The organism is Nostoc sp. DedQUE05, from assembly GCF_034530955.1.
Lineage (GTDB): Bacteria > Cyanobacteriota > Cyanobacteriia > Cyanobacteriales > Nostocaceae > Nostoc.
In genome coordinates this window covers 162,261-174,196 of record NZ_JAVRCB010000006.1, presented here as the reverse complement: position 1 = coordinate 174,196, position 11,936 = coordinate 162,261, and the positions used below count along the sequence as shown (strand labels likewise).

The following is an 11,936-nucleotide window of genomic DNA, read 5'->3' as shown; positions in this document are numbered from 1 at the left end:
TCTGGACTAGGGATTGGCTTTACTGCATACCAATCACTTGTAACTTTTCTAGCTTGTCCTTTACCTGCATAATTGCTAGTTTTACTTAACTACCAATTTGGACTAAGCGGAACAACCGATTTACAACTTGGACAAACAACCGTATGCGCCCATAAATAATTCTGCACAGTTTCCCCAGGTAAGGAAGGGAAAAATTCAGCTAACCTTTTCTCCGCTTCATCACCTACCCACTTCACCCATTTATCAATATCATGCTGCAAATCTGGGCCAAACTTTAGCGGATATTCCATCGCCGCCTTCATCGTCACCACCGCCACAGGATTTAAATCAGAAGCCAGCACATTTAACCCATATCTCGCCGCCTCAAAAGGTATACTTCCACCACCTGCAAACGCATCTAATACAGTCGGTGTGCGAGTTCCCCAAACCTTCTCACAATAATCCTGCACCTTCTTAATTTGCACAGAATTAGGCGGTGTTTTATATAGCTTTACCTCCTTCCCCGGTACTAACCCCAGCAAATATTCAAACTCTTGCATTGTGATATCTGCTGGTAATAAAGAAGCCAACACACTGGCGCGGCTAAAAGATAAAGGCTTACGCGAATACCAGCGATGTAATCCTTTAAATGGATTTCCCCCGTGTTCAAAATTAACTTGCTCGTTTAATACCTGCACAGGCATCATTTTTTCAATAAAAACATCGGGGCGTTTAGAAGTTGAATCAGACATTTTTATTACCAACCATAAGTCCGAATATGAAAGTTATAACCTTCTTTAATCAACTGAGCATGAATATTGTTAGCAACAGACGAGCAGAGAACATTGCTTTTAACCGCCTTAGCTAAAATACCTAAAGTTCCAGTAACTCGAATACCTCGTTCTCTGGCAAATCGTTTAGCTGTACCATCATCCGAAGCAAAAACCCAATTACGGTTGCGGGCGATAGCCATCGCTTCTGATGCTCCTGGGCTAAAACCCTTTCTATATTCCATCGACAAGCGTAACTCTACCACTTCATCTTTTGGGTTAACCTCGTCATCCGGCGATCGCATCCAGCCTTCCTGGAAAGCTTGATTAACTGCCTGCAACTTGGCACGGCTACGCAAATAAGCAGAATTACAGGGACTTGCAGTTCCAACTTGAATCTCTCGTCGAACTGCCCTACCAACAAAGGCTCTACCCTCGTAGAGCCTTCTGAGAACGTGTAATATCTGTGCCGGAGGAAAATTACTCAGAACAGTGTTATCAAAAATTATTGCCGATAAATCTGGGTCAATATTTTCCTTTTTCACTTTATTGTTTCCATTCAAACTCACACCAAATTTCTAAGCGTTCTCAATGTCGCTTAACAATTCCGAATCCGAATCAACTCCCAAATCGAGAGGAATATCTCTAGCTTTTAATTGAGATTTCGCTTCCTCTATAGAAAATTCTAACAATTCAACTAACTTACCTAAGCCAATTTGTTCCAAACGGTATGCCTCGAATACCATTTCTGTGTACTCATCAGGAAATTGATTGACTTTTTCTAAGCCAGGGACAGAACGACCAATTTTAGCTAGTAGTTGTTTTGGTTTTTCTTTGGATAATTGTTGATAGACGCTTTTTTCAATTAATTCAACTTTTTTATCAGCCATACGATACAGCATTGCTTTATAGCTAACCCCAAAATCTAATGCCAAATGCATCACAATTTCAGCAGTAATCTCTCCGTTAGAATTCTCTAGATAAGTAGTTAACCGTGGAACTATTGCTTCTTCTGGCATCAGGAAATTAGCAGCAAACCATTGAGCAAAGTACTCTTCTGGTTTCCGGTAATGTCCGCTGGGGTCACAGGTAATACCTTTTTGCTGCCGATGAATCAAATGATGGCAATATTCATGTGCCAACACAAAATTCAGCTTATTGGTTGAATAATCCCCTAGATTTCTTTTCACTAAAACGAAAGAGCCAAGGAATGGTGAAAAAATAAAACATCCTCCTAGTTTGGGTGTTACAAGATTCCATGCCATCACCCTGACACCTTCACTTTCTAAAATTCCCCAAATATCTCTAATAGGGCTAGAAATTGGAATTCCCAGTCGCGCACGTTCTTGTGCTGCCATCCACTTGGCTGCTGCTGGAGTAGGCTTAAATACGTTGTATAAAGGTTCGCTTGAGTAAGGTTCAGAAAGACGGTTCAACTTTCGAGCTAGATCCCCAAAGTTGCGGTGAAACTGACGAAACCGATCAATTTGCTCCTTATCAGGCGATATGTCAACAACTTGGTTGGCACTGAAAAGGATTTGAGTTGGGTCATCCTCCTCAAAATTACTAGCCTCGACTGCTCTAGACTCTTCATCAAAAAAGAACAGAATACTCTTGCCAACTAAACGGGAAAACCGTTCGAGTTCCAGACTGTCTACCTTGCGTTTGCCACTCTCAATCAAAGACACAGCAGAACGCGGCAGTTCAAGATGCTGTGCCACAACATCTTGAGACAGTGAAGCCTCTTCCCTGGCAAAGCGAATTCGGCGACCTAGTTCTGCGTAATTCATTCTCCTTGGAACCTAACTTTTGTTTGATAATCGAACACCCAACCTAATCTTAGCCCGATTTGACAACAAAATTACTCTTCCTCTTGTTAGTTTTATGAACCATGTGCTAGCTTATATCCAGCTAATGTTCGATTATCAAACAAACGAGGACGGCTTATGTCTGATGAACTGAAAAAACCAGGCGAAATCGCACAACGTTCAGGTCAATACGAGATTACTGGGCCGCGTGGTGGTGGAACGGGAGAGGAACGAACTGTAACAAAAGGTGAACCTCTACCTCCGACTCCACAAGCAGGTCAGCGTTACAAACTAGTTGACCCTACTAAGCACAAAGGCTCTAAATAGTCTGTTTTCCGAACCACTTGTTTTTAGGGAGTGCAAAATTTGCTACTCCCCAATGCTCCCATTCCAAAACCACAAGATGAAATTTACAAGGAGTCTTATATGCAGATTGAATCTACGCAAAATGCAGAACTATTGGCGAAAAAGCCAAAAACAATTACTGTCAACGTCAACGAACGCCCTGTAACCTTTTCAGAGCATAAGGCTACGGGCTTGGAAATCAAGCAAACTGCCATCAAACAGGGCGTAGCGATTCAGGAAGATTTCGTGCTGTTTGAGGTCAAAGGTAATTCTCCTCTCAAGCAAATTGGAGACTGCGAAACCATTACCCTGCATGAAGGGCAAAAGTTCCGCGCCACTGCACCCGATGACAACTCATAGGGAGGGGATACCAATGACACCTGAAGTTAAACAGGCGATCGCAGAAATCAAGCAAGCCTTTCCAGAGCATCCTGTTGATATAGAAGCAGAATCAAATGGAGGCGCATACATCATCGTCAATAATGTGCTAATTGGTGAACAGTACATACCTTCCACTAGCTGGGTAGGCTTTGTGATTACCTTTCAGTATCCCCATGCAGATGTGTACCCACATTTTATTGATGGGGGGTTGCGACGGGTTGATGGTGGGCTAATCAAAGGCGATGGATTGTCTGGGCCTAACCCTTGGCGAAATCGTCCAGCAATCCAAGTATCGAGGCGTTCCAAGCGATTGAACCCAGCTATTGATACGGCTGCAACCAAGTTAACCAAGGTTATTTCGTGGTTGAGAAGCCGATGAACAAACCTATTGAATTCAGAATTGATCAGCCGCTTTATCAAAAGCTTCATCAGCATCTTTTTCCTGGTGATGGTGACGAGCATGGTGCGGTAATTGCAGCAGGTATTGTAGAAACTTCTCGCGGTATCCGCCTGCTGGCGCGTGAAGTTTTTCTAGCGCAAGACAGGATTGACTATGTACCTGGCACTCGCGGCTACCGTGCTTTGAGTGCAAAGTTTGTAGCTGAGATATCAGGTTACTGTGCAGAACAGAATCTCTGCTACTTCGCCGTACACTGTCATGGTGGTAGAGACGAAGTTTGTTTCTCTGCTGATGATATGGCATCCCATGAACGAGGGTATCCGGCGCTGCTCGATATTACTCGTGGTGGCCCGGTGGGAGCGCTAGTATTTGCCAAAAACGCGGTAGCAGGGGATATCTGGACTCCCTCTGGTCGCTTTAAACTCGACCACATGACCGTCATCGGTTCGCATATTCGGCGACTTTATCCTGCGCCCCAACCCCGACTGTGTGCCGCCAATCCCATGTACGACCGCCACGCACGCTTGTTTGGCGATGTCGGACAAGAAATTTTTGCCAATTTAAAGGTGGGAATCATCGGACTTGGCGGCGGAGGTTCACTAATTAATGAATGGTTGTCCCACTTGGGAGTTGGACATATCGTCGCCATCGACTTTGACCGCGTTGAATTAACTAATCGACCCCGAATTGTTGGCACAAATCCTTGGAACACAATGACTTGGTTAACCAAACAGCCGATTCCGTGGTTGCAAAAACTCGGCAAGCGATTGGCTGCTTATAAAGTCCATGTCGCCCGCCGGGTTGCAAAACTTGCTAATCCCTCCATCCGCTATGATGCGGTTGTAGGAAATATCGTCGATGAAGCGATCGCAAAGTTACTAGTAGATGCCGATTTCTTGTTCTTGGCAGCGGACTCGATGCAAAGCCGGCTAGTTTTCAACGCGCTGGTGCATCAGTACCTGATTCCAGGAATTCAGATTGGTGCTAAGGTTCCTGTTGATAAGCAAACTAGGCAAGTTGGAGATATTTTCACTGCTACTCGACCTGTACTTCCTTATGCTTATGGTGGTTGCCTGCACTGCCATGAATTGATTCCGGCTGGTAGATTACAACAAGAAGCATTGAGTGAAGAGGAACGTCGAACTCAGCGTTATGTTGAGGATGAAGATATCGCTCAACCCAGCGTTATTATACTCAATGTTCATTCTGCCGACCAAGCCGGGAACGATTTTATGATGATGTTCACAGGGCTTTATCAACCAGAAGTCGAACTGTGCCACCAATTAAGGTTTCCGCGAGAACGCAGCATTATCAATGTGGAGCCGCGTGCCAACGATGATTGCTTGGATTGTAGCAGTAGTTCTCGCAGTCGTCGCGGCAGGGGCGATCGCTATCGTCTCCCCTGCCGAATGCCAATAGCATAGTGATTAATACTAATCACCAAGCAATACTCGAATAGCCTTTAATGCAGCACTCCGCCGCCCATTACTCACTTTAGAAAACCAGTAATGGGACTCCTCATTACTCATCGCTGTAATCCCAGCAGTAATATTAGCAATGCGTTCTGGTTTAGAGAGGGGCTGCAATACTTGAAACAACAGTGCTAAGTTTACTCCCGACTCTTCATCAAGAACGTAAGGTGACTGGCGACTATGACTTAGGGTCTTTGGGTCGTAATTGTTACCTTTCAAGCAATTAAATATTGCCTGTTTCGCCTGCACTAAAGCATTGCCCTTTAAACGCCCAATTCTTTTGGCAGAAGGACGCTTTTTTTCTCCAGCCTTTTTATAGGCACACTGGTACAACTCAAGGGCAAAGTTATTATTATCTGTAGGAACCACTCGCAGTTGAAACTCTTGCATCTTTAGTAAGTCACTTTAGCCATCAAGTTCAGCCGTTCAACCGGGTTACGATTAAGGGCACCTTTGATAGTACTGATTTCTGCGCCGTTTGGTTGCACTGGAGATGAAAATTCAAATACGAGCTTCAGGGACACGTCAGCTTTTACATCCGGGCTACTTAGCAAAGTGTTAACAGCCCCCTGAAAACTCTGAAATCCTTTAACTGGCCCTTGGTACTCTAACCGGATAAACTGTTCATTAACAGTAATAGTTGCCGTTTGGTCGATTTGCAAAGGTAGCTTGATCAACATAGGGAAAGCCGTCATCAACTTGCGGTAGTCCATCACTTGCCCAACGGAGATTTCCAGCGAATAGATACCCTGAACTTGATGATCTTGAATGCGATCGCCTAATTCATTAAACACCCGATCAAGTGTTCCCTCCAAATCAAATTCTTCTGGTTTAGCTTTAAACAGAGATAAATCATTCCAGTCATCGCCAATTTTTTCGCTCCCGTTAGGTGTGCGGGGTGTACCAGTACCGTAGGTTAAAATGCTTGCTGGAGTTTCCCTCTCCTCTACTTCGCCATTGCCGTAGTCAGCTACAATTTTGAAAGTTGTGGTTTTAGCGATCGCTGTCTCATGTTCATCACTAGGGCGAAACTCCCCTGCAACCAAATTCCCATCTTGATACAGCTTAATCGTCAAAGCCCCCGATGCTTTCCACCGTATCCGTACAGGTTTTACCGATTCTGTACTGGACAAGACTTGAGCATTCAGTTCAATTTCTCGCGGTTTCGGTGGTTCCAGAATTCCCCGGCGGTACAGTTCCATCCTCTCAGAAAATTCTATGGAGTCGGGTAGGGTAATTTTACCGTCATCAGTTTTAATAAACAGCTTTTCTCCTACTTTCATATCCCAGTTACCAGTCTGCAACCCCTGGCGGATGGTATCTCGCAGCTTTGAGATTTCGGCATCGACGAATATATTTAAACTCAAATCTTTGGCGAAAGCTTCTTTTAATGCTTTAGTTGTCCAATGGTTTAACCCAGACAGCCATACCTTCTGCAAAATATAAGCAGGGGCGTAGGATGGTGCGTCATCAGTACGAATTTTCTGACAATCTTTCAGTGCTTTTAAGATGACATCTTGTTGATTATTTTTACCCTTCACATCGCTAGAATCTTGGGCGGGAAGGGTATAGTGCATCAAACCCTTGGGAGCTTTTACTGGGTCATTAGCAGGGTAAAATAAATGGCGGTAGGCATTTGTTAAAGATACTCTTACCCCTAAATCAAGAGAACCTTTTTTATCTTTGAGTTGTTTCTGCTGATTTTCTGATAAATCTTGCAAGCGATTAGGAGAATTTAGAATATTTTGAATAGCCCGAAACTCCCTAGCATTGTCAATTGCTCGTTCTAATTCTTGCCTGTTGGCGACTAAAAATAACAAACGATTTCTAAAAGTACGGAATTTACCCGACTCACCTGTTTCATTAAAAATTTTCTCCACCATTGGCGGTGGCCCTTCGGTAGTTACAGAAATAGTCGCCTCGTTAAAGTCAATTAAACACAGGGCAATACTATCGGACACATCATCCACATCTGCTGGTGATTCCGGTGCAATAACTAAGGTGAGTAGTCTATTAGCAAAAATGGCATCGCGGCGACTTCGTAAATCATCCTTTGCCTCGGTAATTCCAACTTGAGCTTTTTCTTCGGCAATAATTTTATTGATTGATGGTTCTTCCTTGAAACGAGCCAAAGTTGTCATTGGATCATTTTCCAAGTACCAAGCAACTTCACTCAACCTTTCTAAGGCAGTATCAACAAAACCAATTTCTAGCCCTGGTGTCAACAAAGATAAATTTAATTCGGCGCGACGAATCCCTGCCGATATACCTTGAGTGATGGAATGCAAAAAAATAGTCCGAGCTACCCAGGTTGAAAAGGGAGGTTTACCAGCAGCTTTCCATTCTGCATCTTGTAACTGAGCGTGTGCCTCTCTACCATCTTTGTTGTAAATGTCTGCTTGGATCGTAATCCGCATCAAAGGACGTTCCAAACGGGCAGTTAAATCGCTGGTGATTTCTTCCTCAATACCAACAGGAATGTGGTGAGAATGAATTAGCGGTATCCATGCAGTAGTATCGTCCCACAGATAACGTATAACTCCAGCAAATAACCGCAAAGCGCCTCTGGTGCGTTGGAAGTTTGGGATGGAGGCAATCTTTTTAGTCAGCAGATTAAATAATTCCGGGTGGAAGGGATAACTCTGCTCGATACTATCGGCATAGCGTGCATCTTTGCAACCATCTGGTAAATTAATCCGACTAGCTTTATAAGTTTGTAAATATTCTTTTGAAGCATTATTGGCAGCGTTAGCTTCAATGCTGCTGAACATCCTCTGTTTAACTATATTGTAAATTTCAATATCAGTGCTGGGTTTAATGATCCGCTCTTGCCTAGCGGTAGCGGAAATGGTTTCCCGGATTTCGGTGGTTTCTTCGCCAAAACTGTCAGTGGAGGAAGCCAGCGTGTAAACAAATACTAAATTATTACAAGATGCTGCTAAATCCATGAGGGCGAATAAAAAAGCAACTACCTGTCCGGCTAAGTTGCTGTTACCAACTAGAGTAGCCTTGGCTTTTCTCAGGTATGAGGCAATTTCGTCGATGATAATGACTGTGGGTTGCCCTTGGATTATCCTTTCTAAAACCACTGTGCCTGGACTGACTCGCTGTTCATCAGAACCTTTAAGCAAGCTATAACCTGCTACACCATTAATTTGATAAGCAATTTCTCCCCAAAGGGTATAAGTGGTAACGCCAGTGTCAGCATGGTAAACACCGTTAACTGGATCAAGGTCTTGGCAAGCGATCGCAGCTGCTTGAATGGGTCGGTCTGGAATTAAATTTAGGTCAGCAAAACGGTCTAGTCCAGAAATGGCTCGCCCGTTTTTGGCAATGTGCCACAAAGCAATTTCGTCGTGGGTTTTACCACCACCAAAGCTGGTTTCCAGCCGAATAATCGGAGAACCGACAGCAACACCTACCAAACGCCCAAATACTTCCGAAATCAAAGTTTTTAAACCGTCAGTAGCAAAAGTATTGGCGAAAAATGCTGTAGGGTCTTGGTAGACTTGCGGCGCTTTCCCTTCCACAACCAGTCGCAACTTGGCGGCGAATAATTCGGGGGAGAGTTCCCCTGCTAAAATTTCTTCTCTGGGAAGACACGTTTGAAATACTGGCGAAAGCATTGGTATATATCAATAGTTGTTAATTGACAGTTAACTAACAACCGCCAACAGTAGCTTGTTGTTAAATATACAATTTATATTAAGTATAAGTGTAAAAAATTCTGATTTCCAGAATATTGTAAGTAACAGTATAAGTTGGGCAAAGTCCCCAAAGCAGAGATTTGCCATCGCCACCGAAAAGAGCGAGTACGCCATCGCACTTCATGTAGTGCCAGGGTGCGTTCATCAAGGTTCTGTAATGTTCGTGCATCACTCATTTGAACAATGACAATTGACCAGGAGAAATATTGCCTCGTCGGAATCGATGGTAGTAAAGATGACAGCCACTACATAACGGGGCAAGATTTTCTAAGCGATTGTCAGAAGGATCAAAATTAAAATGGTGTACTTGAAGTGTATAGACTCGGCGCTGGGATAAAGTTAGCTCTGGTGGCTTTTGTCCAGGACGCAGGCAAACGCGATTGCATCTAGTACAGCGCCAATCAAAAGATTCTTTGATAGAGGTGGCGATTTCTTTCCAATTCTGGGGATAGCGGCTGGTACTCATGAAAATACTTGAGAGAGCAACAACATGAGGTAATTCTAATCGATTAAGTACTCTTAAGGTAGTATTTGTGGCACGAAAACGTGTTTAGAACTTTGACGAGTATACTACAGACAGCTTTTATACCAACAATATAATCAGGACTAAATGTGATTGAGGAGTGGTGAGGCAGAAAGCGATCGCCTAACTATCTCCTAAGTAAAAAAGAATATTTATTACGCTTTCAATAATATTAATATTTAAAGCTGCTATTTTGAACAAAAAAAATTCTAGCACTCGTGAGAGAAATTAAGCTGGTGTTATGCCAAAAATCAACAAGTGTGTAGGCGTATTTAAAATTAATAAAAATACTAACTTACCGGATGATATAATCCCGTATTTTCGTTAAATTCCCACCCCATACCCGATTTATCCTTGCCCTTGCACCATGCCACAAAAAGCGGTGGGTGTAGCTTATTTCGCTGCTCGTGTATAGTTTCTACGCTTACACCAAGTCTTGAAGCTAAACCTTCTTCGGTTAATGGTTGCATTCGGGGAGTATGCACAATGAATGATGAATTGTTGTTGTACGATTTATTGCCCCGCCTCGGTTGGTTGTTGAGATGATTTTGAATTTTAATAATCGCCTCGGTAAACTGTGTCATTCGGGCTGTTATCCCCTCAATTTTTTCTGATAAATCGGCGAGATTATGGATTGCTCCGGTTTCGTTGCTAGATTCACTTGAAAACTGTGACTCGAGCTTATCAAGTCGTGAGCAAATAGCTAATATCGTTTCATTCGTAAGACTGGGGTGACTATTGTTACCAGCAACCAAGTACTCCTCAACACTTGCCTTAATCTTAGAGTCGAGGCGTTTATCTAAATCATTGCCACCAATTGCATCAAGGTTATCTATATCATCTAGGTAAAATTCGATAAATTGGGTCAGCGTGGCTGTTGCCGTCGTCCCTTTCGACTTACAACGGGCAATAAACTGCTCCCACATCTTTTGGTCGCAGTTAAAAGATGCCAGTTTCTTGTTTTTCCCTGTTTGGCTCATGTCTAGGTAATGTCTAGGTAAATCTGGACTGGACACGACTGAGTGAGCGTGCCATCCCGAAAAGATAACTACCTTGACACTATCATTTTGGAGCGCATGAGTGCGCCCGCCGGAGACGATGGTCTCCGACCGACCGGAGGTCATCGCCTCTACCAAAAAGCAGTCAGATTACTACTGTCTGCAACAGTTAGTTAGCCACTGTTGGAGTTGTTCAGGAGTTGTTGGCGCACGCACAATTTGAGCAAAGCCTGTTATCGCTTTTGTAGCCAAATCAGGGGGTGACTTCCTGGCTAACGCATCCATTTAGTCAATCATATCTGCCAACAAATTTGTCATCTCTGACTGACCTTGTTTGCGGTTATCGTCATACTGGATTAATACATCCAGCTTGACATGACGGCTGACTTTTTGCGTCTTTCGCACATCCCCTTGGGTTGCTTCCAAAAGAGTTGTAATCCCACTGTGGCGGATGCGGTGGGGTGACATTAACTTTTTTACACCAGCTGCATCAAAATAATTGACAACAATTTTGCGGATGCCGTCCCCAGTGAGGCGATGCCCTTTACTGCGGTTATCAAGGGCGATAAATAGGGGTGAGGAGGCGGTGATATTGCCCCGAACTTGCAACCAATCACAGATAGCATTAACTGTTGCTACTGACAGTTTTACCCATTCATCATTCGTACCTTGCCCTTTTCCCAAAATCCGCAATCTGCTTTCGTGTGGGTCGAAGTCTTTTATATTTAATTGACTCACCTCATTGCGTCGCAGTAAATTTTCCCACAACAGCCGCAACAGCGCATAATCTCTTTGACCGTGAACAGTTGAGCGCTCAATTAGCTGGATTACACTGTTGATGCTTTGAGCATCCACCCCGGTAGTATCTCGATACGCTTTTACCTTTTCCAACTCTACATCTTCTAGCGTGTAGCTGCACACACCTAACTTGCGGGCAAACTTCACCAACGATTTAATGCTGCTGAGGCGACGGTTGACCGTTGCTTCCTTCAACCCAATAGCCAGTAGCTTGGCCTTATATTTCAGCACCACCGCCACCGCCCGTTTCTCGGTCAGGTGCAGAAATTCCAACACGCTATCAACATTCGGCTCAATACCAGTCATCGCCACAAAAAATTTCCGCAAATCTTTCTGGTATTCGCGCCGGGTGCTGGGTGCGCGAATATTGGCGAGCATCAAAGCAATGACATCCTGTTCATCCTCTGTTGCGGCAAAATACCGCTCAATTGGGGCTAAGAGAGATTTTTTTAATGACTCTACCGCATCATCAAATCCGGTATCATCGTTTGCTTTTGGGGATGCCCGTCTGGGAGAATATGGAGTATCAGACATAGCATTGGGCGCGAAAAGGGTAATTTTCGATATCAAACCTATTCTCTCTCGATTTGCCGTGCCTGACCCACTTTGGGGCAATAAAATTTCTGTTCTACCTTCACCGGAATTATGTGACTAAATATACTACAAAAATTTTTTGCTTCTTTGATGAGATGATGCTCTGACAGTAGGAATGTTTGGAGTCTTGAATAAGGAAAGCACCATTGCAGCGAACAAGG

Annotated in this window: 13 protein-coding genes; 4 read left to right on the top strand and 9 right to left on the bottom strand. The window is 43.8% G+C overall.

All coding sequences use genetic code 11. The features are described 5' to 3' along the window. Positions 1 to 89: 89 nt before the first annotated feature. Genes RMZ42_RS06650 through RMZ42_RS06640 form a run of 3 tightly spaced genes read right to left on the bottom strand, consistent with a single transcriptional unit; the run spans position 90 to position 2,539 of the window. A complete protein-coding gene (locus RMZ42_RS06650) occupies positions 90 to 731 on the bottom strand; it encodes a DUF1156 domain-containing protein (protein WP_322670655.1) in 642 nt (213 codons plus the stop codon). Between the two features lie 5 nt (positions 732 to 736). Beyond that, positions 737 to 1,294, bottom strand: coding sequence for a nuclease (locus RMZ42_RS06645; protein ID WP_322670654.1), 558 nt, complete (start codon positions 1,292 to 1,294; stop codon positions 737 to 739). A 33-nt stretch (positions 1,295 to 1,327) separates the two neighbouring features. Continuing rightward, positions 1,328 to 2,539, bottom strand: a complete 1,212-nt coding sequence (locus tag RMZ42_RS06640; protein ID WP_322670653.1) for a helix-turn-helix domain-containing protein — start codon at positions 2,537 to 2,539, stop codon at positions 1,328 to 1,330. A gap of 156 nt (positions 2,540 to 2,695) precedes the next feature. Between RMZ42_RS06640 and RMZ42_RS06635 the strand changes: the two genes are divergently transcribed. The 4 genes from RMZ42_RS06635 (at position 2,696) to RMZ42_RS06620 (ending at position 5,107) form a co-directional block, all read left to right on the top strand. Next, positions 2,696 to 2,884 (top strand): hypothetical protein, encoded by a 189-nt coding sequence (locus RMZ42_RS06635; protein WP_017313943.1) that lies wholly within the window; start codon positions 2,696 to 2,698, stop codon positions 2,882 to 2,884. A gap of 99 nt (positions 2,885 to 2,983) precedes the next feature. Next, entirely contained in the window at positions 2,984 to 3,262 is a 279-nt protein-coding gene (locus tag RMZ42_RS06630) for a multiubiquitin domain-containing protein (protein ID WP_322670652.1), read from the top strand. 13 nt (positions 3,263 to 3,275) lie between these two features. Beyond that, positions 3,276 to 3,662: a hypothetical protein gene (locus tag RMZ42_RS06625; protein WP_322670651.1), complete on the top strand. Its 387-nt coding sequence runs from the start codon at positions 3,276 to 3,278 to the stop codon at positions 3,660 to 3,662. After that, positions 3,659 to 5,107 carry a ThiF family adenylyltransferase gene (locus RMZ42_RS06620; protein WP_322670650.1) on the top strand — a complete coding sequence of 483 codons (1,449 nt, stop codon included), beginning with the start codon at positions 3,659 to 3,661 and terminating at the stop codon, positions 5,105 to 5,107. The genes RMZ42_RS06625 and RMZ42_RS06620 overlap by 4 nt, the downstream gene beginning before the upstream one ends. A 9-nt stretch (positions 5,108 to 5,116) precedes the next feature. On the opposite strand, the gene RMZ42_RS06615 is transcribed toward RMZ42_RS06620, so the two are convergent. From RMZ42_RS06615 to RMZ42_RS06590, 6 genes are all read right to left on the bottom strand, one after another. Then, positions 5,117 to 5,545, bottom strand: a complete 429-nt coding sequence (locus RMZ42_RS06615) for a hypothetical protein (RefSeq protein WP_322670649.1) — start codon at positions 5,543 to 5,545, stop codon at positions 5,117 to 5,119. 2 nt (positions 5,546 to 5,547) lie between these two features. After that, the gene (locus RMZ42_RS06610) at positions 5,548 to 8,781 is read right to left on the bottom strand and encodes an ATP-binding protein (RefSeq protein WP_322670648.1); all 3,234 of its coding nucleotides are present in this window, start codon (positions 8,779 to 8,781) and stop codon (positions 5,548 to 5,550) included. Between the two features lie 79 nt (positions 8,782 to 8,860). Beyond that, positions 8,861 to 9,007 (bottom strand): hypothetical protein, encoded by a 147-nt coding sequence (locus tag RMZ42_RS06605; RefSeq protein ID WP_322670647.1) that lies wholly within the window; start codon positions 9,005 to 9,007, stop codon positions 8,861 to 8,863. A 27-nt stretch (positions 9,008 to 9,034) separates the two neighbouring features. Continuing rightward, on the bottom strand, positions 9,035 to 9,328 hold the full coding sequence (locus RMZ42_RS06600; RefSeq protein WP_094345565.1) for an HNH endonuclease: 294 nt from the start codon (positions 9,326 to 9,328) through the stop codon (positions 9,035 to 9,037). 347 nt (positions 9,329 to 9,675) lie between these two features. Then, the gene (locus RMZ42_RS06595; protein ID WP_322670646.1) at positions 9,676 to 10,509 is read right to left on the bottom strand and encodes a hypothetical protein; all 834 of its coding nucleotides are present in this window, start codon (positions 10,507 to 10,509) and stop codon (positions 9,676 to 9,678) included. 159 nt (positions 10,510 to 10,668) lie between these two features. After that, a complete protein-coding gene (locus RMZ42_RS06590) occupies positions 10,669 to 11,715 on the bottom strand; it encodes a tyrosine-type recombinase/integrase (protein WP_322670645.1) in 1,047 nt (348 codons plus the stop codon). Positions 11,716 to 11,936: the final 221 nt, after the last annotated feature.

Excerpts from the sequence above, each read along its gene's own strand:
- RMZ42_RS06650 (WP_322670655.1), bottom strand. The coding sequence starts at position 731 with ATGTCTGATTCAACTTCTAAACGCCCCGATGTTTTTATTGAAAAAATG.
- RMZ42_RS06640 (WP_322670653.1), bottom strand. The coding sequence starts at position 2,539 with ATGAATTACGCAGAACTAGGTCGCCGAATTCGCTTTGCCAGGGAAGAG.
- RMZ42_RS06635 (WP_017313943.1), top strand. The coding sequence starts at position 2,696 with ATGTCTGATGAACTGAAAAAACCAGGCGAAATCGCACAACGTTCAGGT.
- RMZ42_RS06630 (WP_322670652.1), top strand. The coding sequence starts at position 2,984 with ATGCAGATTGAATCTACGCAAAATGCAGAACTATTGGCGAAAAAGCCA.
- RMZ42_RS06625 (WP_322670651.1), top strand. The coding sequence starts at position 3,276 with ATGACACCTGAAGTTAAACAGGCGATCGCAGAAATCAAGCAAGCCTTT.
- RMZ42_RS06620 (WP_322670650.1), top strand. The coding sequence starts at position 3,659 with ATGAACAAACCTATTGAATTCAGAATTGATCAGCCGCTTTATCAAAAG.
- RMZ42_RS06615 (WP_322670649.1), bottom strand. The coding sequence starts at position 5,545 with ATGCAAGAGTTTCAACTGCGAGTGGTTCCTACAGATAATAATAACTTT.
- RMZ42_RS06610 (WP_322670648.1), bottom strand. The coding sequence starts at position 8,781 with ATGCTTTCGCCAGTATTTCAAACGTGTCTTCCCAGAGAAGAAATTTTA.
- RMZ42_RS06605 (WP_322670647.1), bottom strand. The coding sequence starts at position 9,007 with ATGAACGCACCCTGGCACTACATGAAGTGCGATGGCGTACTCGCTCTT.
- RMZ42_RS06600 (WP_094345565.1), bottom strand. The coding sequence starts at position 9,328 with ATGAGTACCAGCCGCTATCCCCAGAATTGGAAAGAAATCGCCACCTCT.
- RMZ42_RS06595 (WP_322670646.1), bottom strand. The coding sequence starts at position 10,509 with ATGACCTCCGGTCGGTCGGAGACCATCGTCTCCGGCGGGCGCACTCAT.
- RMZ42_RS06590 (WP_322670645.1), bottom strand. The coding sequence starts at position 11,715 with ATGTCTGATACTCCATATTCTCCCAGACGGGCATCCCCAAAAGCAAAC.